Here is a 20,927-nt window from a genome sequence, read left to right as displayed (position 1 = left end):
CTGTCACCTCTCTGGAAGGGTCGTCAAAGTTGCTCCAGATCGTCGAGGTCGAGAAACATCCTCTTGGTCGTCCTGAACTCGTCGCAATTTTCCACGAGCCGTCCCTCTTCGCCGAACACCGCTGGCTTGAGCCCCATGCGTCCGACCAGTTCCTCGATTCCGTCGGCCGTACCTTCGATATTGAGCAAGCTGGCGCGCATGATGCCCGCTACCTCGCGGACCGAGTCCCGGTCGTTTTGGGTCACCTGGCCAAGTCTCGGATCGACGCGCGAGAGTCTTCCCCATTGCGATTGGAAGGCCTGAATATTGTCATCCAGTCGGGCCGTGAGCCGGCCCATGCGATCATAGATATAGGCGCTGTCATCGCCATAGCGCGCGCGGATCAGGAGCTTGGTCGGCTCATCGAGCGGCATATGCGCCGTCGCGAACAGGCCGGGCCGTTCAAACATATGTTCGTCGGGTGTTTCGCCATTGGCGACCGCGGTCATCAAGCTTCGAGATCATCGTGAATGCAGGGCGCTACAAGCTGCCAGATATTGGCGACAGCTCCGGCATCGGCCAGCTCAAGGTCAGCCCTCGCCCGCGCCTCCTCCATCGTCGCCATCGCATCGCGCTCGCGCGCCCAATCGGCCACCCATTGTGCGGCGAGGACGCCGAGCAGAACAACGATAAATTCGAAGACGAACAGCTTGGCGAGACTGCCTTCACGCAGCCGCTTCCAAGCACCGGTGAGTTTCTGACGTATCGCGGCGAACATCAGGACGGCTCCTTGAGAACGGCGATCGCGCCCTCGTCCCAAAGCTCGTTGCAATCGCGCGGCGAGCGATAATTAGCGTTCGCTGGTTGCGTGATCCCGATCTTCGCTGACTCGGCGCGGATATTCTTCTCGACGTTCGAAATCCGGGCTAGGGCGGAGCGAATGCGCGCCGCGTCGTGGCGTGCGGCCACCCGGTCGCCGTCGCGAACCTCGCCATTGGCGCGGTCGAGCAAATCGAAGGTCAACCACAGACCGCCGATAATATCGCTCTCGTCGAGCAGCATGCGGATGCTCTGGTCGATGACGGCAATGCTGCCGACATAGTCATTGCCGTAGATCCTGCGCATCAGGACTTCGTCTTCCGCGGGCACGCTGCGCAGCGACATGATGAACAAGGTTGGCCGCACCATCTGGTCTTCGCTAGGATAGCCATCGCTCCCGGCGACCCGGATGAGCTCGTCGACGCGCGCGCTGAGGCACGGGCCGACAGTCTGCCAGACGTCGGCAAACCAGAGAGCATTGCCAAGGTCGATCTTCAGCCGGTCGTGTACGCCCTCCATCCGCGCGACATCGCGCCGATCCTCGGCCCACCCAGCCGCAGCCTGTGCGAGCAAGACACCGAGCGTCACGACGACAAGTTCGAAGACGAACAGCCCGACCATGCCGCGCCCGCGCAGGTCGCGCCAAGACGCGGCCAGCCGATGACCGGCCTTCAATAATTGATCGCGCGCCGCCTTGAACATCAGCGCGCTTCCTGCGCAGCGTAAAGGTTGGGCAGGATCGGCTGATCCGAACCATCGAGATCATAGGCATCGAACCAGGCATCGCCATAGGTCCACATCTCATCGCAGCTGCGCGCCGAGCGGCCGGTGCGCACATCCTCGCCGTTAGCATCAAGTCTTGCGGCATGCCGCTGGATGGTCGCCGCATTGAACCGCATGCCGGCCAATGTCTGGAGAATTTCCGCCGCGCTCTCGCGGGCCTTGCGATAGTCCGCAGGGGCGGGTGTCCCATAACGCGGATCAAGGAGCGCAAAGGCACGCCAGCCTTCTTCAAGGCGGGCAATGCGCCGCATCAGCAGACCGGCCTGCTGGTTGGCGGATTCGATCGACTGCGCGTGATCCGCACCATGACGTTTTGCGATTTCGTCCAATGTATCGGCTTCCAGTTCCACCGCGCGAACGCCTCTCACCGAGGGGCGCCGCAAGCGAATGGGGTCGACGTCCGCCTCGCCATTGGCGGCCAGCATGATCTGGCCCATCTGCGTCTCGAAGCACGGGATGACGAACTCGTAATGGGCGGCGACAATCCCAGCATAACCCGCAGCCTCGACCGCCGCGAGGCGCTTCGCCTCCATGTCCGCGTCGCGCTCTTTTCCTCGCGACCAGTCCGCGAAGGATTGCGCCAACAAGACACCAAGCGTCACCACGACCGGCTCGAACAGGAACAGCCCGACCATCCCGCGCCCGCGCAGGTCGCGCCATGAGGCAGCCAGCCGAGGGCCAGCCTTCAATAGTTGATCGCGCGCAGCCTTGAACATTCGCGCCCCCCGTTCGAAGGAGCAACGCTACGCGCGAAACTTAACCTGTGGCAAGCGCGAAGGTGCTAGCGGCGGTCCATCGAGATGTTGCCAGACGTGCCCGTCATCATCAGGCCGTCACCCATCTCGATGAGGATGTTCATGTCGGGAATGGCGGCATCGACGTAGCGCTCGCCGTCGGTGAGGCGGCGATCGCAGCCACCGCCCGGCACCTTTTCGGGGGTGACGTTCCCGCCGGTGCGGTTGAGCTGATATTTGAGGCGCACGCACTGCGAGGCGATGGTCATGAAGCCCTCGTCATCGAAGGTCGCGATCATGTCGTAGACGCTGGGGATCTGGCCCTGGTTGACCTGGGTCAGGAGGAATTCGCCCGACAGATCGGGTTCGCTGATGGCGGGCTGTTCGGCCTCGGCTTCTTCGTTGAGGGCAGCGGGGTCCTGCACATCGGGATCCTCAGGCGCGCTAGCGTCGGCGCAGGCGACGAGCATGAGGGGCGCCACTGCGGCAGCGATCAGTTTCTTCATTTTCCGGTCCTGAAAGAATTGGTGATGGGATAACGGCGGTCGCGGCCGAAATTGCGCCGTCCGATCTTGACCCCCGGCGGGGCCTGGCGGCGCTTATATTCGGCGCGCAGCAATTTCTTTTCGATATCGGCGACGGCGCCCTCGTCGACGCCGGTGCGGCGCGCAGCCTCGGCGACCGAGGCCTCATCCTCGATCAGCGCCTCGAGCATGCGGTCGAGCTTGGCATAGGCCGGCAACGAATCCTCGTCCTTCTGGTCGGGACGCAATTCCGCGCTCGGAGGTTTCTCGATGACGTTCATCGGCATGACGGGCCCGTCAGGACCCAACGCCATGCGCGGCTTGTTCGCATTACGCCAGCGCGACAGCTCGAACACCGTCGTCTTGTAGGCATCCTTAAGCGCATTATAGCCGCCCGCCATGTCGCCATAGAGGGTGGCATAGCCGACGCTCATCTCGCTCTTGTTGCCGGTGGTCAGCACCATGTGGCCGTGGCTGTTGGAGAGCGCCATGAGGGTCACCATGCGAAGACGCGACTGGATATTCTCCTCGGTCAGCCCCTGCGGATCGTCGAGCATCTCGTCGAACGCCTCGACCCCCGGCACGATCGAAATCTCGTCATGGCGGCAGCCCAGCATCTCGGCACAGCCGCGCGCATCGTCGAGGCTTTCCTGACTGGTATATTTGCTCGGCATCATCACGCACCAGACCCGCTCCGGCCCCAATGCATCGACCGCGATTGCCGCGGACAGCGCACTGTCGATCCCGCCCGACAGGCCGAGGATGACGCCCGGAAAGCCATTGCCGTTCACATAGTCGCCGAGCCCGACCATCATCGCGTGATAGACATCCTCGGGATACGGATCGAGCGGCTGCAAATCGCGCGTGGTGCAGTGCCAGCCATGCTCGCCTTGCTCCCAATCGGTGACGACCATCGCCTCGTCCCAGTCGCGCATCTGGACGACGATCTCGCCGCCGCGATTGACGACGAACGAGCTGCCATCGAACACCAGCTCATCCTGTCCGCCGACGCGATTGAGGTAGACGAGCGGGAGGCCCGTCTCGTTGACCCGGTCGCGCACCAGCGCCTGCCGGATTTCATCCTTGTTGAGCTCGTACGGCGAGCCATTGGGTACCAGCAGGATGTCCGCGCCCGCCTCGTCGAGATGCTGGCAGACGGGTTCGAGCCAGATATCCTCGCAGATCGGGACGCCCAATTTCACACCATCCCATTCGATCGGTTCGGGCAGCGGGCCCGGCGCGAACAGGCGGAGCTCGTCGAACGTGCCGTAATTAGGCAGCTCGTGTTTGAGCCGCCGCGCCACCACCGCACCCTTGTCGGCAAGCATGACGGCGTTGAAGAGATGCCCTTCCTCGCGGTGAAGCGTCCCGAACAGGATGGCAGGCCCGCCATCATTGGTCGCATCGGCAAGCCGCTCGGAGGCCTCGATGGTACGGCGGACGAATTCGTCCTTTAGCACCAGGTCCTCGGTCGGATAGCCGGTGATCTGCAGCTCGGGAAAGAAGACGAGGTCGGCGCCCTCGGCCGCCGCCTTGGCGCGCCATTCGAGCATTGCCTCGGCATTGCCGGCAAGGTCACCGACACGCTGGTTCATCTGGCAAAGCGCGATCCGCAAGGTCATGGCCTCGCTTTAGACGAGCCCACGACAAGGGCAAGTGGACGCTGCGCGGGCGAGCGCCTATGCGAAGGGCGTATGCGTGGCGGGGGACAGCTTCATTTCGCGATTGCGGGCGCAGGCGTCGGCGGGCTCGCCAGCGCCATCCTGCTCGCGCGCCAGGGGCACCGCGTCAACCTGTTCGACCAGCTCGACGCTCCGCGCCCGACCGGCTCCGGCCTGATGCTGCAGCCCACTGGCTTGGCCGTGTTGGACGCGATGGGCCTCGGAAACGAGGCACGCAGCCGAGGCGCCCGGATCACGCGGCTCCACGGCAAGGCGGGCAAGCGCACCGTCCTCGACGTCCAATATGAGCGCATGACGAAGGGCGCGGACGCGGTCGGCATCCATCGCTCGGCCCTGTTCGACCTGTTGTGGACAGCCGCGCAGGCCGAAGCCATCGACTTTGCTTTCCCGCGCCGCGTCATCGGGGCGAGCCAGCGCCACGTCGAATTTGCGCATGGTGAAAAGGACGGCCCCTTCGATCTCGTCATCGACGCCAGCGGTGCGCGTTCCGCCATTGCGCAACATGATGACACGCCGCTTCCCTATGGCGCTTATTGGGCGACGGTCGACTGGCACGAGGCGATGCCCAGCCGCACTTCGCTCTCGCAACGCTATCGGCAAGCACGGCAGATGGCCGGTCTGCTCCCCGTAGGCCGGGTCCCGGGCGAAGAAGGCGAAAAGGTCGCGTTTTTCTGGTCGGTGCGCGGCGACCAAGCGGCTTCCCTGCGCGACGCCGGTGTCGCCGCGTTGCTCGATCAATGGGCTGGGCTCTGGCCGGAGACGGCAGACATTGCCGCACAGGTCGGCAGCTTCGACCGTCTCACGCTCGCCCGCTACGCCCACCACACCATGGCCTCGCCCATCGGCGACGGCGTCGTGCATCTCGGCGACAGCTGGCATTCGACCAGCCCGCAACTTGGCCAGGGGGCCAACATGGCGCTGCTCGATGCCTTTGCGCTGGCCAAGACCATCGAGACCCATCGCGACCTTGCCGATGCGCTGTCGGCCTTCGTCTTCATGCGGCAGGACCATGTCCGGCTCTACCAGCTGCTCAGCCACCTGCTCACCCCGGTCTACCAGTCCGATGGCTGGTTCGTGCCGACGCTGCGCGACTGGCTCGTTGGGCCGGTATCGCGCGTCGGACTGGTGCAGAAAATCCAGGCGCGACTGGTCTCAGGATTGGTCGGCAGGCCGCTTTCGCAGCTCGGCCTTTAGGACCGCCTTGCCCTTTGCCGCGCGGCCCCGCTAAGGGTGGCCTCACCAATTCTTTCTGGGGCGCTTGAAACCATGAAACTGCTCGCCGGCAACTCCAACCCGCCGCTCGCCAAGGCCGTCGCCGACTATCTCGAGATCCCGCTCGTCGAGGCCAGCGTCAAGCGCTTCGCCGACGAGGAAATCTTCGTCGAGGTCCACGAAAATGTGCGCGGGCAGGACATGTTCGTCATCCAGTCGACCAGCTATCCGGCCAACGACAATATGATGGAATTGCTCATCATGATCGACGCGCTGCGCCGCGCCTCGGCCAAGCGCATTACAGCGGTGCTCCCCTATTTCGGCTATGCGCGCCAGGACCGCAAACCCGGCCCGCGCACGCCGATCAGTGCCAAGCTCGTCGCCAATCTCATCACCCAGGCCGGTGCCGACCGCGTCCTGACGATGGATTTGCATGCCGGCCAGATCCAGGGCTTCTTCGACATTCCCACCGACAACCTGTGGGCCGCGCCGGTCATGGCCGCGGATATCCTCGCGCGCTATTCGGACAAGAAGCTCGCCGTGGTGTCGCCCGACGTCGGCGGCGTGGTGCGTGCGCGCAGCCTCGCCAAGCGGCTCGACAACGCGCCGCTGGCCATCGTCGACAAGCGCCGCGAGCGCGCCGGCGAAAGCGAAGTCATGAACATTATCGGCGATGTCGAGGGCCATGCCTGCATCCTCATCGACGATATCGTCGATTCGGGCGGGACGCTCTGCAATGCGGCGGCGGCCTTGAAGGAACAGGGCGCGACCGATGTCATGGCCTATTGCTCGCACGGCGTGCTGTCGGGCGCGGCCGGCGCCAAGATCAAGGCCAGCGTCCTCAACGAAGTCGTCGTGACCGATTCAATCTATCACGAGGGTCTCGAGAACGACGAGAAGATCCGCAAGCTCACCATCGCGCCCCTGTTCGGCGAAGCGATCAGCCGCATTGCGGACGAATCGAGCGTGTCGAGCCTGTTCGACTAAATCCCTTGCAGAATCAGCGGCGCGACGTTATCTGCGCGCCCTGATCTTCCAAATCCTTGGAAATCCTACCGGTCCGGCCATCAAGGCTGCCGCGGCTGGTTGAAATCGTCGTTTCGCGGAAGCGGGACTACAACGGAGACGAAAATGCCGAAGATGAAGACCAAGAGCGGCGTCAAGAAACGCTTCAAGATGACCGCTTCGGGCAAGGTCAAGCACGGTGTCGCGGGCAAGCGCCACCGCCTGATCAGCCACAACGCCAAATATATCCGCCAGCAGCGCGGCACCAAGACGCTCCCCGACTGCGACGCCAAGCGTCTCAAGCAGTGGGCGCCGTACGGCCTCTAAGGGAGAAGTAGAACATGCCTCGCATCAAACGCGGCGTCACCACGCGCGCCAAGCATAAGCGGATCCTCAAAGAAGCCCGCGGCTATTACGGCCGTCGCAAGAATACGATCCGTATCGCCCGTCAGGCCGTCGAAAAGGCCGGGCAGTACGCCTATCGCGACCGCAAGGTCAAAAAGCGCAACTTCCGTGCGCTCTGGATCCAGCGCATCAACGCTGCGGTTCGTGCCGAAGGCCTGACCTACGGCAAGTTCATGCACGCGCTGAAGCTCGCGAACATCGACCTCGACCGCAAGGTCCTGGCCGACCTCGCGATGCACGAGCCGGAAGCATTCAAGGCGATCGTCGAGCAGGCCAAGGCCGCGCTTCCCAAGGAAGCCGCCTAAGCCAAGCGCGACGAGCAATCGTCGAAAAAAGGGGCGCCGGGGTGAAAACCTCGGCGCCCCTTTTCTTGTGAACTGGGTGCTTACGCTACGCGCACCAGCTCTTCATATGCCGGCAGGGTCAGGAATTCGGGGAAGGCTTTGGCGGTCACCAATTCGTAGACCAGCCGCCCCGCCTCGGCGACATGGGGCGTGTCGCCCAGCGCCAGCATTTCTTCCTGGAACCAATGTTCGAACAGGTCGCGTGTCAGGTGCCGCTCGTCGCAGATAGGCGCCTCGTAGCGCAGCCATTGCCAGAGCTGCGCGCGGGCAATCTCCGCCGTGGCGGCGTCTTCCATCAAATTGCAGAGCGGGACCGCACCGCGCCCGCCCAGCCAAGCCGCGACATATTGGACCGCGACGCGGATATTGTCGCGCACGCCTTCCTCGGTCCGCGCGCCTTCGTGCAGCTCGAGCAATGCCTCGCGATCGGGCAGCGTCTCGGGCATGACATGGAGCTGGTTCTTGCCCTCGACCTTCTCAAAGGCTTCAAACGCGACCGGCACCAGGCCCGGATGCGCTACCCAGCTGCCGTCATGGCCGATCGAGACTTCGCGATCCTTGTCGGCCTTCACCTTGGCAAAGGCATTGGCGTTGGCGGCCTCGTCGCCCTTCACGGGGATGAAGGCGCTCATGCCGCCCATCGCGAAGGCGCCGCGGCGATGGCAGGTCGCCACCAGTCGCTCCGCATAGGCGGCAAGGAACGCCTTATCCATGGTCATCGCGCCGCGGTCGGGCGTGAGCATTTCCTGCGTCCGGCCCAGCCGCTTGATGAAGGAGAAGATATAGTCCCAGCGCCCGCAATTAAGGCCGACGATATTGGCTTTCAGCGCATGAAGGATCTCGTCCATCTGGAAGGCCGCGTCGATCGTTTCGATCAGCACTGTCACCTTGATCGTTCCGCGCTTGAGGTTGAGCCGGTCCTCGATCAGTTCGATGACATCGCTCCACAGCGCCGCTTCCTCCATCGTCTCCAGTTTGGGGAGATAGAGATAGGGTCCGCTACCCCGTGCCAGCGCCGCATGCGCGTTGTGGCAAAGGTAGAGCGCGGCATCGAAGAAAGCGCCCGCAACCGCCGTCCCGTCGACGGTGACATGAACCTCCTTCAGGTGCAGCCCGCGCACCCGCGCGATCAGCACCGCCGGGTCGGAACCGACGCGATAGGACTTGCCCGATTTGGGATCATCGAAGGCAAGATCGCCCCGCCAATAGTCGTGGAGGTTGCGCTGGCCCGCGACGAGCTCGTCCCAGGCCGGTGCCGTCGCATCCTCGAAATCGGCCATGAAAACGCGCGCACCCGAATTGAGCGCATTGATCACCATCTTGGCATTGGTCGGGCCCGTAATCTCTACCTTGCGGTCAAGCAGATCGGGCGGGATGTCGCCGACCTTCCAATCCGCCTCGCGGATCGCGGTGGTGTCGGCGCGGAAGTCGGGTCGCTCGCCAAGATTGTAGCGCTCCTGCCGCGCCATACGGGCCGCAAGCAATTCGCGCCGGCGAGCATCGAACCGCTCATGCAGCTCGGCGACGAGGTCGAGGGCGGACGGCGTGAGGATGCCTGCGGCACCCTCGACACCGGATGGACGCGCGATGGCGCGCGGCTTTTCCAGTACCGTGCTCATGCGGCCAGCACCGTCGTGCCGCTGGCGATAACGTAGCGCCGCGTCGCGTTGCGGCAGGTACGGTCGTTAAAAGTCATCTGCGTCCACGCCTTGCGCGCCTTCATCTCGTCGGCAAAGGGCCCCAGCACTTTTTCGGTGCCCGGCACCATCTGCGTGAATTCCGTGTCGGCATAGTCACCGCCGACGACCCAATAGAGCTGTCTCGTCATTCTCTTTCTCCTTACGCAGTGGCGAACTGGTCTTCTTCGGTGGAGTCCTTGAGCGCGGTGGTCGAGGCCTGCCCAGCCGACAACGCATTGGTGACCGCGTCGAAATAGCCGGTACCGACCTCGCGCTGGTGGCGCGTGGCGGTATAGCCGTCCTTCTCGCTGGCAAATTCGGCCTGCTGCAGTTCGGAATAGGCCGCCATGCCGCGCGCCTTGTAGCCACGGGCCAGCTCAAACATGCCGTGATTGAGAGCATGGAAACCGGCAAGCGTCACGAACTGGAATTTGTAGCCCATCTTGCCCAGTTCCTCCTGGAACCTGGCGATCGTGTCCGGGTCGAGCTTTGCCGCCCAGTTGAAGCTTGGGGAGCAATTGTAGGCGAGCAGTTTGCCAGGATACTTTTCGTGAATCGCCTCGGCGAAGATGCGCGCTTCCTCGAGGTTCGGGTGACTGGTCTCCCACCACAAGAGGTCAGCATGCTCGGCAAAGGCAAGGCCGCGTGCGATGCAATGATCGAGGCCCGTGCCATCCTTCAAACGGAAGAAGCCTTCCGGTGTGCGTTCGCCGGAAAGGAACTGGCGATCGCGTTCGTCGATATCCGAAGTGATGAGCTTGGCGCTCTCGGCATCGGTTCGCGCGACGATCAGCGTCGGCACGCCCATGACGTCCGCCGCCAACCGCGCTGCATTTAGATTGCGCACCGCCGCCTGCGTCGGGATCAGCACCTTGCCGCCCAGATGGCCGCATTTCTTCTCGCTCGCGAGCTGGTCCTCGAAATGTACGCCGGCGGCGCCCGCCTCGATATAACCCTTCATGATCTCGAAGCAGTTCAGGGGGCCACCGAAACCGGCTTCGGCATCGGCGACGATGGGGGCGAACCAGTCGCGCTGCGCGCCGCCCTCGGCATGTTCGACCTGGTCGGCGCGCTGCAGCGTCTTGTTGATCTTGCGCGCCAGTTCGGGTCCCGAATTGGCGGGGTAGAGCGACTGGTCGGGATACATGGCGCCGGCAACGTTCGCGTCGGCAGCGACCTGCCAACCGGACAGGTAGATCGCCTCGAGCCCGCCGCGCACCATCTGCATCGCCTGATTGCCGGTCACGGCCCCCAAGGCTCGCACCGGTGCAGGATCGCTGTTGAGGCGCTCCCAGAGCTTCAAGGCACCGCGCCGCGCGAGCGAACAATCGGGTACGAACGAACCGCGCAATTTCGCTACGGTTTGAGCGTCATAGGGCCGCGTAATTCCATCGAAACGCCCCTCCGGAGCGGCCACCAAATCCTTGATTTCAACCATGTCATCACCTCTTGCAGATACTGGATAGCGGCAGGAAACCGGGAAAAATCCAATGTTGCACCAGCGAAAAGAGCAAAGTTGACAAGAATTGACTTGTGCAAGTTGTAAAAGCGCGCACAAATTTCATTATGAAACCGGCCCGCAAGCTCTTCCTAGGCGCACGCTTGAAGCGCCTCCGCCGCGATCTCGGCCTCAAGCAGACCGACATGGCCGCGCAGCTCGGCATTTCCGCAAGCTATCTCAATCACCTGGAGCGTAACCAGCGACCCGTTACTGCAACTGTCCTGCTGCGCCTTGCCGAAGCCTTCGACATCAATGTGAAGCAATTCGCAGCCGAGGGCGGCGAGCTGGCCGGACCCGACCAACTGGGCGAGATTTTTTCGGACGCGATGTTCAACGATCTCAATATCGGGCGTCAGGACATCATGGATCTGGCCGACCATACGCCGGGAATCGCCGAGGCGATCGGACGGCTCTATACCGCGCTCACCGAACAGGCGCGGCGCGCAGCGCCGACCGACCAGTCCGACCCGCGCTCGCTCATCACGCCCGAGACTTGGGTGCGCGACTATATCCAGTCGCAGCGCAATCATTTTCCCGAACTGGAGGATGCCGCAGAACTGGTAGGCGGCGCGCTGGCGAATCCGCTATCGATGATGGACAGCCTGCGCCAACGCCTGCGCGAAGGCTTTGGTGTCGATGTGAAGATGGCCACCAGCGAGGAGCTGGGCGGCGCGACTCAGGCATTCGACCCTTCGCGACGGACGCTGTTTCTCAACAGCCTCCTGCGCCCGGAGAACCGTGCCTTCGGGCTGGCCTACCAGCTTTCGCTACTCGAATTCGATGGCATGATCTCCAAGCTCGTCGCCGATGCAGCGCCGCCCGACGAGGGCATCGCCAAACTCTTGTCGATGAGCCTCGCCAACTATGCCGCAGGCGCCATCCTGATGCCCTATGGCCGCTTTCTCGAAGCTGCTGAAGGCACCGGCTACTCGCTCGACGCGCTATGCGGGCGTTTCAACGTCAATGTCGAACAGGTCGCGCACCGCCTCACGACGATGGGTCGGGCTGGCGCGCATGGCGTGCCTTTCTTCATGCTCCGTGTCGATCCGGCAGGGAATATATCGAAGCGCTATGCGGGCGAGAGTTTTCCCTTCTCCCATTATGGTGGCACGTGCCCACGCTGGCACCTCCACCTCGCTTTCCAGACGCCGGGCAAGACGATCAGCCAGCTGATCGAAACTCCAGACGGCGAACGTTACCTCACCATCTGCCGCACGATCGGGCGACCCATCCGTCCCACGCTTACCGACGATCACCTGCTCGCCGTCGGAATCGGCTGTCATGTCCGCCACGCGCCGCGCCTTGCCTATGCCAACGGGATCGACCTCAAAGGAGGCAGTGCGACGCCGGTGGGCCCCGCCTGCGCGATCTGTCCCCGCCTCGACTGCGCCTATCGCGCCACGCCGCCGGCAGGACACCAATTGGCCATCGACGAAAATCGCAAGACGATCTCGCCCTATCCGTTCATTGGCAGCTAGGGCCGGACCGGGACCCGCTCGAGCGCGTCGCGATCCCACTGCGCCGTTCGCGCGGCGACGCGATACGTTTCTTCCAGGAAGGTGCCGAGCATCTTGGCCGGGTCGTCGGCCTGCCGCACCTCGTCATAGGACAGCACCCATTCGGACAATTCGTCCGACCAGCCGCCATGGCTCAGCTCTTCGCCGCGATACCCTTTTGGTTCGGGATAGGCGTAGGCATAGAAAATGGGATCGGCCGGCACGACGCCGCCGGCCCAGAAGCCCGCACTGGCCACCTCATGGCTATAGGCCTCGCGCGTGATGCTGTCGGGCAGGTTGGGAAGGCCCCCCGGATGTTCGGGCGCATCGCGGCCCGAAAAGCGCGTCACGGCCAGGTCGAAACTGCCCCAGAAGAAATGGACCGGCGAGGACTTGCCCGCAAAGCCGGCACGATAATGGTCGAAAACGGGCAGCATCGCCGACAGAGCCTGTCGGAGCCGCATCGCCGAATCCTCCTCATAGCCGCGCGGCGCATCATCCTTGGCGAATGGCACCGGATTCTCGACCTCGTTGGGCGTCCCATGAAATTTGCTCGGCAGGCCGTGGCGATCGAGCATGCGCACGAGCGCGCGGTGATGGTCGGCGATCGTCCCAGAATGCAGCGACACGTCGTCGCGTGTGCCATTGTCAGTCTGCAGCACCGTCGCATGGCGGCACAGATCGAGCGTCAGCGTAAAGCGGCGACCGTCGGCGGTGATCGGCAGGGTGGCCAGCCCCTCGGGCACGGGCTGCAGCGCGATATGCCAGCCATGATTGACCCATGGGCTGTGCGCGACCTTCATCTTGCCCAGCATCTGGCTGACAAGATGCAGCTTGGCGAAGGTCTCCCCGTCCTTTTCCGCGCTCAATTCAGGCCAATGCATCCATGTCTCTCCTTGCATTTTCGTGGCTTAGTCGGTTTAGCGCATGTCCATGGCTACACCCTCTGAACTACAACAACGCTACACGGGCGAAATCGCCCAAGCTGCCGACCTTGCCGCACTGGACGCGCTGCGCGTCGCTGCTTTGGGCAAGTCGGGCGAGATCACCTCGCTCCTTAAGACGCTGGGCAAGATGGACCCCGAGACGCGAAAGGTCGAGGGGCCCAAGATCCAGTCGGCGCGCCAAAGCGTTCAGGACGCGATCGAGGCCCGCAAGGACGAGTTGGAGCGCGAGGCCCTCGAAGCCCGGCTCGCCACCGAGCGGCAGGATCTCTCGCTCCCCGTCGACACGACCCCGCCGGGCAGCGTGCATCCGGTAAGCCAGGTGATGGACGAGCTCGCGGAAATTTTCGCCGACCTCGGCTTCGCCGTCGCCGAAGGTCCCGAGATCGAGGATGACTGGCACAATTTCGGTGCGCTCAACATTCCCGAAGCGCACCCCGCGCGCGCCATGCAGGACACCTTCTACGTCGCTGCCGAAGGCGACGAAGCCCCGCCCGTGCTGCGCACCCACACCTCGCCGGTGCAGATTCGCACGATGATGCGCGACAAGCCGCCCATCCGGATCATCGCACCCGGCCGCGTCTATCGCTCCGATTCCGATGCGACCCACACGCCGATGTTCCACCAGATCGAGGGCCTCGTCATCGACAAGGGCATCCACTTGGGGCATCTCAAATGGACGCTGGAAACCTTCCTCAAGGCCTTCTTCGAGCGCGACGATGTCGTGCTGCGCCTGCGCCCCAGCTACTTCCCCTTCACCGAGCCGTCGGCCGAGGTCGATGTCGGCTGGTCCGAAGAGAAAGGCCGCCGCGTCGTCGGGGGCAGCGAAGGCTGGATGGAAGTGCTGGGCAGTGGCATGGTCCACCCCAAGGTCATCGAGAATTGCGGGCTCGACCCCAATGAATGGCAGGGCTTCGCCTTCGGCTGCGGCATCGACCGCCTCGCCATGCTCAAATATGGCATGGACGATCTTCGCGCCTTCTTCGACGGCGACCTTCGCTGGCTCAAACATTACGGATTCGGCATGCTCGATACCCCGACCCTCTCGGCAGGAGTGGGCGCATGAAGTTCACCCTTTCCTGGCTTAAGGACCATCTCGAAACCGACGCATCGGTCGAGGAAATCGCCGACAAGCTAACCGCTATCGGCCTTGAAATCGAAGGCATCGAGAATCCCGCCGAGGCCCTCAAGCCTTTCAAGGTCGCTAAGGTCATTTCGGCTGCGCAGCATCCTGATGCGGACAAGCTGCGGGTGCTCAGCGTCGATGCCGGTGACGGGCCGATGCAGGTCGTCTGCGGCGCGCCCAATGCGCGCGAGGGAATGCTCGGCGTATTCGGCGGGCCCGGCACCTATGTGCCCGGCGCCGACTTCACATTGGGCGAAGCCAAGATACGCGGCGTCGAAAGCTTCGGCATGATGTGCTCGGCGCGCGAGCTGCAGGTCGGCGAAGGCCATGATGGCATCATCGAGCTGCCCGAAGACGCACCGGTCGGCACCAGCTATGCCGACTATGCCAATCTCGACGATCCGGTCTTCGACGTGTTCGTCACGCCCAACCGGCAGGACTGCATGGGTGTGCGCGGGATCGCGCGCGACCTCGCCGCCGCCGGCCTCGGTACCCTGAAGCCAGACGAGGCGCCTGTCATCGAAGGCACGTTCGAGCCCACTCTCGGCGTCCATCTCGATGATGAAGAAGGCTGCCCCGCACTTTTCGGTCGGCAGTTCCGCGGCCTCAAAAACCCGGCCAGCCCCGACTGGATGCAGCGCCGGCTTAAAGCCATCGGCCAGCGCCCTATCAGCGCGCTCGTCGACATCACCAACTATGCGATGTTCGACCTCGGCCGCCCGAGCCACGCCTATGACATGGCCAAGCTGAAGGGCGATCTCATCGTCCGCCGCGCCGCCAATGGCGAGATCTTCCATGCCTTGAACGAGAAGGAATATCCGCTCGACGGCACGATGACCGTGATCGCTGACGATGAAGGCGTGCACGACCTTGGCGGGATCATGGGCGGGCTGCGCACCGGCGTGTCCGACGACACCACCGAGGCCTTCCTCGAAATCGCCTATTTCGAACCCGATCGCATTGCGCGCACGGGTCAGAAGACGACGCTCACCAGCGATGCGCGCAGCCGCTTCGAACGCGGCGTCGATCCGGCCTTTCTCGAAGATGGCGAAGCGATCATCACCAAGATGATCCTCGACATTTGCGGCGGCGAGGTCAGCACACCGATCCGCGCCGGCGAGCCGCCGGTCGACAATCGAGTCATCACCTACGATTACGGCCGCGCCGCCTCTCTGGGCGGGGTCGAGGTGGAGGAGGCGCGCCAGGCCGCGATCCTCGAAAGCCTCGGCTTCACGGTCGATGGCAACAAGGTGACGGTGCCGAGCTGGCGCCGCGATGTCGAAGGCAGCGCCGACCTTGTCGAGGAAGTGGTCCGCATCGTCGGCATGGACGAGATCCCCTCGACCGCCTTGCCGCGCGAAGAAGGCGTGGCGCACCCCGTCGCAACGCGCGCCCAAGTGGCCGAGCGCAAGTTGCGCCGCGCCGCAGCCGCACGAGGCCTGCACGAAGCGGTGACGTGGAGCTTCATCTCGGAAGACCAAGCCAAGCCGTTCGGCGGCGGCGCACACATGCTCGCCAACCCGATCAGCGAGGATATGAAGGTCATGCGCCCCTCGCTGCTGCCCGGCCTCGCCGCAGCAGCGCGTCGCAACCTCGACCGCGGCGCCAGCAGCATCCGCCTGTTTGAAGTCGGCCGTCGCTATCTCGCCGAGGGCGAGAAGCGCACCGCGACCCTGTTGCTGGTCGGCGAAAAGCGGCCGCGCGGCTGGATGCGGGGCAAGGCCGAAGCCTTCACCGCCTATGACGCCAAGGACGAGGCCATCGCGTTGCTTGACGCCGCAGGTGCCCCGACCGCCAACCTTACGCTGTTCGCGGGCGCTGGCGATGACTGGCATCCCGGGCGTAGCGCCGCACTGGGTCTTGGTCCCAAGAAGATCCTCGCCCGTTTCGGCGAGCTTCACCCGGCGCTAGCCGTCGAACTCGACCTGCCGAGCCAGCCGGTGGCTGCCGAACTCTATCTCGACGCAATCCCCGAGCCGCGCTCGAATGATCGTGCGCGAGTAGCCTATTCGCCACCAGCCCTGATGGCGGTGAAGCGCGACTTCGCCTTCATCGTGCCCGACGAGCTGAGCGCCAATCAGCTGGAGCGCGCAGTCGCCGGGGCCGACAAGAAACACATCGTCGACACGCACATCTTCGACCGGTTCGAAGGCAAGGATGGCCTGAGCCTGGCGATCGAGGTCACGCTGCAGCCGGGCGAGAAGAGCTTTACCGAGGAAGAGCTGGGCGCGATCTCGCAGAAGATCATGGCGGCAGCGGAAGCGAAGGGCGCGAGCCTGCGCGCGTAGCCCCCACGGAAATGTCGCGAGCCTGCGCGCCTAGGTCTCCCGGGCGTAGACGTTGATCGCCTCGTGCACTTCGCGCTCGATCTCCTCCCGGCTAAGCCCCGGGGGGAGCGTGTCGCCGACCTTGAAGCGGATCGTGCCGGCCTTCTTCACGAAGCCCTTGGGCCAGACATACGCGCTGTCATGCGCGATTGGCACGACGGGCATTTTGAGCATGCGATAAAGGCCGATGAAGCCCGACCGTAGCCGCGGCGTCGCACCTTTTGGGACGCGCGTTCCCTCCGGAAAGATCACGATCGGGCGGCCCGCCGCCTGCGCCTTGCGCGCGCGCTTCATCATGTCCCGCAGCGCGCTCGCGCCCGCCTTTCGGTCGACACCAATCACGCCGTAGATGCGGGTCACCCAGCCCCAGAAGGGCAGGTCGACCAGTTCCTTTTTCATCACCACGATCGGCGTCTTGGCGAAGCGCAGCGTGTCGACCGCCTCGACCATCGCATGATGCTTCACAGCGACGAGGAACGAGCCTTCGGGCACCTCGCCATCCCATTCGAAGCGGATGCGCAGCACGTTGTGGACCAGCCAATAGTGAAACAGCGACCAGCCGTGGACGATCGAGCGCAGCGGTGCCCGACCGAACGGCGCGACCAGCAGAGCCATCACGCAATAGAGGAAAGTGCCCGGGTAGAAGATCAGCGCGAAAAGGAACGAACGGACGAAGTTCACAGCCCGACCCACAATCCGACGCGGCGCAGGACATATTTGTTATATTCCGCGAACAGGGTACCGAAGCCCGGCTCGGTCGGAACCGCGTCATAGACGATGTGCATGCCCTCGGGCAGCGCGCGGCGGAATTCGAAGGCGGCACGGCGCATGTGCCAGTCGCTCGTCACCAGCGTGACGTCGCGATCATAGCCATTGCGCGCCAGCCAGTCGCGCGCCTCGATCGCATTGGTCTTGGTATCGACCGATTGCGATCCCAGCTCGACGCAGCAGGCGAACTGGGCCGCGCTGACGTCGAGTTCGGCAACGAGATCCTGCTTGCGCACCACGGGATCGACGCCGGCGATGAAGAGGCGTTCTGCGCTGCCTTCCTCGAGACGGTCGATGGCCTGCTCGATCCGCCCGCTGGCGCCGGTCAGCACGACGATGGCGGCAGTCTCTCGCGAATCCTCGGGTGCCGGGTCGCCGAGGTTGACGGCGAACAGCGCGAAGCCGGCGAAATAGAGGCCGACAATCAAGGCGAAAAGGCGCAGGATCATGGTTCGCGACGCAAATCGCCAAGGATGGTCCGTCTTGCAACCCCAAATGCGAGGCCGGCCGCGACGAGCGGCAGCAAGCACAGGATGAGGATGTCGACCGGCCCGATCAGCGCATTGCCGCCGAGCAGGAAGTCGACCCCTGCACCGCCCTGCAGGCCAAGCAGCAGGATCAGCAGTCCACCAAGTAGGAAGCCGAGGATACCGCCGGCCAAGGCATCGCGCGCGATCCGCCCCTCGAAATTGCGCGCCACTTGCGTATCGGTCGCCCCCATGCCGTGAAGGATAGCGATGGTCGATCGGTTGGCGGCCAGTGCGGCTCGCGTCGCGAGGATCACGACGGAGACCGCCGCCAATGCCGCCGCGATCACCAGCCCCAGCCCGGTCAGCGCAGTCGCGCGCAGGGCATCGAGCATGGGCGACAGAATCGCCTGTTGGGCCGAAAGCCGCGCATCGGGAGCGGCGTCCGTAATAACCGCAGCGATTGCGTCGCGATCGGCGTCAGGCGCGAGATCGATCTCGACCAATCCCGGCAAGGGTAGGCCGGAATCTTCTAGGGCCGGACCCAGCCATTGCTCGAGCGTTGCCTCGATCTCTTCGGCGGGTACGGCCACGGCGCGCGCGACGCCAGGTTGCTCGGCTGCCAATTGCGCCACCTGGTCGCTTGTCTCTGCGCCGTCAGGCAATTGCACGATGAGCCGCGCGCCGCTGGCGTCGTCGAGCATCCGGCTGCCATTGAAGAGCGCCAGGCCCGCAGCAGCGGACACCGTCATGACGAACAGCATGATCGCGAGCAGCCAGAAAGTGGCGCCGAGCCCGCGTCCGCCGGGAAGAAGGTTGCGCTTGGCCATCAGGCACCTCCCCGATGCGGCGGGTTCTTGAGCGCTCCCGTCGGGTCCTTCACGCTGCCCGCCTCCAGTCGGATCATCGCCGCGCCGGGCGTTTCCTTGATGAGCGACAAATCATGCGTCGCAATGACCACCGTCGTCCCGAGGCGATTCAGGCCGCTGAACAGATGCAGCAGGCGCTTGGCCATGTCGGCGTCGACATTGCCCGTCGGCTCGTCGGCGATGAGCAGGTCCGGCTTGGCGATGACGGCGCGGGCGATGGCGACGCGCTGCTGCTCACCACCCGAGAGGGTCGGCGGCCGGGCATTGGCGCGATCCGCCAGACCGACCCAGTCGAGCATTTCGCTCACCGGTTCGTCAATCGCCGCGCCATCATGGCCGGCAATGCGCAGCGGCAGCGCGACATTGTCATAGGCCGAGAGGTCCGGAATCAGGCGGAAGTCCTGGTAGACGATGCCGATTCGCCGCCGGAGCGCTGGCAGAGCGCTACGAGGAAGCGAAAGGATGTCCTCGCCAAACAGGCCGATCCGTCCGCGCGTGGGCTTCTGGGCAAGATAGAGCAGCTTCAACAGGCTGGTCTTGCCCGCACCTGAAGGCCCGGTGAGGTAATAGAAGCCGCCCTCGGCAAGCCGGAAATCCAGGTCGTGCAGGATTTCCGCCCCGGTGCCGTAGCGCAAACCGACACGGTCGAAGCTGGCAATCATCGCCTCGTCGTCCCCCTCACGTCGCTCGTCCCCGGATTTCCGCAAAACCTTGCCATTGCGTTCATGTTGCGGTTTATGCCGGGAATGTCGAGTGATAGCAGCATGATCCTGACCTGCCCGTCTTGCGAGACCCGCTATAACGTCGCGGCCGGTGCGATCCCCGAAGAGGGACGCATGGTGCGCTGTGCCGCCTGCGGCAACAAGTGGCACGCAATTGCGGAAGAAGCTCCAGCAGAAGACCCAGTCGAGGAACCGACACCGGAAGCGCCGGAAGCGCCCGGGACCCAAGAAGCGTCGATCGCGCCGCCCGTGGCCCCTGCCGAACCCGAGGCGCCAGTAGAGACCGAGGAGCCTTCGCTCATCAACACGCCCGTCGACCCCGAGGTCGCCGAGGAGATCGAGGCGCAGGCCGAGACGCAGCCCGCCATGGTCGAAGAGGCCGAAGCGGTAGCCGCGCCGGAACCTGTCCCGGTCGAGGACGAGCCGCATCACGACATGGATTTCACCGGCTTCGAGGATGAAGAGGAAGAGGAAAGCGGTCCGCGCCGCTGGCCTTGGCTCCTGCTTGTCTTGGTCCTGATTGCCGGCGGTGCCGCAGCCTTCGCCTATCTCGCGCCGGTCGAATGGCGCCAGCAGCTCGGGCTGGTTGCTGCCGATGTCGAGGAAACGCCGCTGGAGATCGTGCTCACCCGCAACAACCGGTCGAGCCTGCCCAGCGGCAACGAATTGGTCACCGTCGGCGGTCGTGTCGTCAATCCGACCGAGCGCACCGAAAGCGTGCCGCCGATTCGCGCCGAATTGTTCGATGCCGAAGGGCAATTGCTCGACAGCTGGACGATCGCGCCGCCGGTCGAGGAGCTCGGCCCGGGCGAGAGTGCCAGCTTCAACAGCGCCAAGGACGAGGCGCCGGCCAATGCCGATGAGATCACGCTGACGCTCGGCGGGTAAAACACCCATTGCCAGCCTGAAAAGCCTTTGCTAGAGGGCGCGCCTTGCCAGGGGCGACCTATCGGGTTGCCTGTGCTGAACCGGGTGCGGTCGTGGCGGAACTGGTAGACGCGCAACGTTGAGGTCGTTGTGGCCGAAAGGCCGTGGAAGTTCGAGTCTTCTCGACCGCACCATTTTCCTGACAGATTGGCGATATGGTAAACGGCCCCGTGCCGCCCTATATTCGCGTCATGGCAAACAAGAATCTCACCGACGCCGAGTGGAAGCAGAAGCTTTCGCCCGAGGAATATCGCATCCTGCGCGAAGCCGGGACCGAGCCGCCTTTTTCGGGCGACCTCAACGGCGAGAAGCGGCAGGGCGAATATCGCTGTGCCGGGTGCGGCGAGATCTTGTTCACCTCCTCGGCCAAATATGACAGCGGGTCCGGCTGGCCCAGCTTCACCCAGCCCGCCGTCGACGACACCGTCTCCGAACATGCCGACAACAGTCATGGCATGCAGCGCGTGGAAATCCGCTGTTCAGCTTGCGAAGGGCATCTTGGCCATGTCTTTCCCGACGGGCCCGGACCCAGCGGCCTGCGCTATTGCGTCAACTCCGCCAGCCTCGACTTCAAGGCTGACGAGGAAGAGTAGGCGCTTGCGCGCACCCTGATA

General features: G+C 64.1%; 23 protein-coding genes and 1 tRNA gene. 10 read left to right on the top strand and 14 right to left on the bottom strand.

Features of this window, described 5'->3' with window-relative positions; translation table 11 throughout:
• Positions 1-23: 23 nt before the first annotated feature.
• From NDO55_RS09830 to NDO55_RS09805, 6 genes are all read right to left on the bottom strand, one after another.
• The gene (locus NDO55_RS09830) at positions 24-488 is read right to left on the bottom strand and encodes a hypothetical protein (RefSeq protein ID WP_252114785.1); all 465 of its coding nucleotides are present in this window, start codon (positions 486-488) and stop codon (positions 24-26) included.
• Entirely contained in the window at positions 488-757 is a 270-nt protein-coding gene (locus NDO55_RS09825) for a hypothetical protein (RefSeq protein ID WP_252114783.1), read from the bottom strand. Before NDO55_RS09825 ends, NDO55_RS09830 begins: the two co-directional genes overlap by 1 nt.
• A complete protein-coding gene (locus NDO55_RS09820) occupies positions 757-1,500 on the bottom strand; it encodes a hypothetical protein (protein WP_252114780.1) in 744 nt (247 codons plus the stop codon). Before NDO55_RS09820 ends, NDO55_RS09825 begins: the two co-directional genes overlap by 1 nt.
• Positions 1,500-2,297: a hypothetical protein gene (locus NDO55_RS09815; protein ID WP_252114779.1), complete on the bottom strand. Its 798-nt coding sequence runs from the start codon at positions 2,295-2,297 to the stop codon at positions 1,500-1,502. The genes NDO55_RS09820 and NDO55_RS09815 overlap by 1 nt, the downstream gene beginning before the upstream one ends.
• Positions 2,298-2,362: 65 nt before the next feature.
• Positions 2,363-2,821, bottom strand: coding sequence for a hypothetical protein (locus tag NDO55_RS09810; RefSeq protein WP_252114777.1), 459 nt, complete (start codon positions 2,819-2,821; stop codon positions 2,363-2,365).
• Positions 2,818-4,461, bottom strand: a complete 1,644-nt coding sequence (locus NDO55_RS09805; protein WP_252114775.1) for an NAD+ synthase — start codon at positions 4,459-4,461, stop codon at positions 2,818-2,820. Before NDO55_RS09805 ends, NDO55_RS09810 begins: the two co-directional genes overlap by 4 nt.
• 72 nt (positions 4,462-4,533) lie before the next feature.
• Between NDO55_RS09805 and NDO55_RS09800 the strand changes: the two genes are divergently transcribed.
• The 4 genes from NDO55_RS09800 to rplT all read left to right on the top strand — a co-directional run bounded on the left by NDO55_RS09800 (position 4,534) and on the right by rplT (position 7,448).
• Entirely contained in the window at positions 4,534-5,715 is a 1,182-nt protein-coding gene (locus NDO55_RS09800) for an FAD-dependent oxidoreductase (protein WP_252114773.1), read from the top strand.
• Positions 5,716-5,787: 72 nt separating this feature from the next.
• On the top strand, positions 5,788-6,720 hold the full coding sequence (locus NDO55_RS09795) for a ribose-phosphate pyrophosphokinase (RefSeq protein ID WP_252114771.1): 933 nt from the start codon (positions 5,788-5,790) through the stop codon (positions 6,718-6,720).
• A gap of 144 nt (positions 6,721-6,864) precedes the next feature.
• Positions 6,865-7,065, top strand: a complete 201-nt coding sequence (gene rpmI / locus NDO55_RS09790) for a 50S ribosomal protein L35 (protein ID WP_252114769.1) — start codon at positions 6,865-6,867, stop codon at positions 7,063-7,065.
• Positions 7,066-7,079: 14 nt separating this feature from the next.
• Positions 7,080-7,448, top strand: coding sequence for a 50S ribosomal protein L20 (gene rplT / locus NDO55_RS09785; RefSeq protein ID WP_252114767.1), 369 nt, complete (start codon positions 7,080-7,082; stop codon positions 7,446-7,448).
• Between the two features lie 80 nt (positions 7,449-7,528).
• Here rplT and aceB read toward each other — a convergent pair whose 3' ends face one another.
• The 3 genes from aceB to aceA are packed head-to-tail and all read right to left on the bottom strand — an operon-like array spanning position 7,529 to position 10,604.
• Positions 7,529-9,106, bottom strand: a complete 1,578-nt coding sequence (aceB, locus tag NDO55_RS09780) for a malate synthase A (RefSeq protein ID WP_252114765.1) — start codon at positions 9,104-9,106, stop codon at positions 7,529-7,531.
• Positions 9,103-9,315, bottom strand: coding sequence for a DUF4170 domain-containing protein (locus tag NDO55_RS09775; protein WP_252114763.1), 213 nt, complete (start codon positions 9,313-9,315; stop codon positions 9,103-9,105). Before NDO55_RS09775 ends, aceB begins: the two co-directional genes overlap by 4 nt.
• Before the next feature lie 11 nt (positions 9,316-9,326).
• Positions 9,327-10,604 carry an isocitrate lyase gene (aceA, locus tag NDO55_RS09770; RefSeq protein ID WP_252114761.1) on the bottom strand — a complete coding sequence of 426 codons (1,278 nt, stop codon included), beginning with the start codon at positions 10,602-10,604 and terminating at the stop codon, positions 9,327-9,329.
• Between the two features lie 128 nt (positions 10,605-10,732).
• Here aceA and NDO55_RS09765 point away from each other — a divergent pair, with 128 nt between their 5' ends.
• Positions 10,733-12,145 (top strand): helix-turn-helix domain-containing protein, encoded by a 1,413-nt coding sequence (locus tag NDO55_RS09765; protein WP_252114759.1) that lies wholly within the window; start codon positions 10,733-10,735, stop codon positions 12,143-12,145.
• On the opposite strand, the gene NDO55_RS09760 is transcribed toward NDO55_RS09765, so the two are convergent.
• On the bottom strand, positions 12,142-13,047 hold the full coding sequence (locus NDO55_RS09760; RefSeq protein ID WP_252114757.1) for a DUF5996 family protein: 906 nt from the start codon (positions 13,045-13,047) through the stop codon (positions 12,142-12,144). The genes NDO55_RS09765 and NDO55_RS09760 overlap by 4 nt on opposite strands.
• Positions 13,048-13,096: 49 nt before the next feature.
• Here NDO55_RS09760 and pheS point away from each other — a divergent pair, with 49 nt between their 5' ends.
• Positions 13,097-14,173 carry a phenylalanine--tRNA ligase subunit alpha gene (gene pheS, locus NDO55_RS09755; RefSeq protein ID WP_252114755.1) on the top strand — a complete coding sequence of 359 codons (1,077 nt, stop codon included), beginning with the start codon at positions 13,097-13,099 and terminating at the stop codon, positions 14,171-14,173.
• Positions 14,170-16,521, top strand: coding sequence for a phenylalanine--tRNA ligase subunit beta (gene pheT / locus NDO55_RS09750; RefSeq protein ID WP_252114753.1), 2,352 nt, complete (start codon positions 14,170-14,172; stop codon positions 16,519-16,521). The genes pheS and pheT overlap by 4 nt, the downstream gene beginning before the upstream one ends.
• A gap of 30 nt (positions 16,522-16,551) precedes the next feature.
• Here the strand turns inward: pheT and NDO55_RS09745 are convergent, their stop codons facing one another.
• Genes NDO55_RS09745 through ftsE form a run of 4 tightly spaced genes read right to left on the bottom strand, consistent with a single transcriptional unit; the run spans position 16,552 to position 19,326 of the window.
• A complete protein-coding gene (locus tag NDO55_RS09745; protein ID WP_252114751.1) occupies positions 16,552-17,241 on the bottom strand; it encodes a lysophospholipid acyltransferase family protein in 690 nt (229 codons plus the stop codon).
• Positions 17,238-17,777, bottom strand: a complete 540-nt coding sequence (locus NDO55_RS09740; protein ID WP_252114749.1) for a YdcF family protein — start codon at positions 17,775-17,777, stop codon at positions 17,238-17,240. Before NDO55_RS09740 ends, NDO55_RS09745 begins: the two co-directional genes overlap by 4 nt.
• Positions 17,774-18,625 carry a cell division protein FtsX gene (locus NDO55_RS09735; RefSeq protein WP_252114748.1) on the bottom strand — a complete coding sequence of 284 codons (852 nt, stop codon included), beginning with the start codon at positions 18,623-18,625 and terminating at the stop codon, positions 17,774-17,776. The genes NDO55_RS09740 and NDO55_RS09735 overlap by 4 nt, the downstream gene beginning before the upstream one ends.
• Positions 18,625-19,326: a cell division ATP-binding protein FtsE gene (gene ftsE / locus NDO55_RS09730; protein WP_252114746.1), complete on the bottom strand. Its 702-nt coding sequence runs from the start codon at positions 19,324-19,326 to the stop codon at positions 18,625-18,627. Before ftsE ends, NDO55_RS09735 begins: the two co-directional genes overlap by 1 nt.
• Positions 19,327-19,410: 84 nt before the next feature.
• Between ftsE and NDO55_RS09725 the strand changes: the two genes are divergently transcribed.
• The 3 genes from NDO55_RS09725 to msrB all read left to right on the top strand — a co-directional run bounded on the left by NDO55_RS09725 (position 19,411) and on the right by msrB (position 20,906).
• Positions 19,411-20,274 carry a zinc-ribbon domain-containing protein gene (locus NDO55_RS09725; RefSeq protein WP_252114744.1) on the top strand — a complete coding sequence of 288 codons (864 nt, stop codon included), beginning with the start codon at positions 19,411-19,413 and terminating at the stop codon, positions 20,272-20,274.
• Positions 20,275-20,360: 86 nt separating this feature from the next.
• A tRNA-Leu gene (locus NDO55_RS09720) sits at positions 20,361-20,447 on the top strand.
• A gap of 57 nt (positions 20,448-20,504) precedes the next feature.
• Positions 20,505-20,906, top strand: coding sequence for a peptide-methionine (R)-S-oxide reductase MsrB (gene msrB, locus NDO55_RS09715; RefSeq protein ID WP_252114742.1), 402 nt, complete (start codon positions 20,505-20,507; stop codon positions 20,904-20,906).
• Positions 20,907-20,927 lie beyond the last annotated feature (21 nt).

Origin of the sequence: Sphingomicrobium sediminis, assembly GCF_023805295.1 — a bacterium.
Lineage (GTDB): Bacteria > Pseudomonadota > Alphaproteobacteria > Sphingomonadales > Sphingomonadaceae > Sphingomicrobium > Sphingomicrobium sediminis.
The sequence above is the reverse complement of the archived record's forward strand: the minus strand, read 5'-3'. Positions and strand labels throughout refer to the sequence as shown.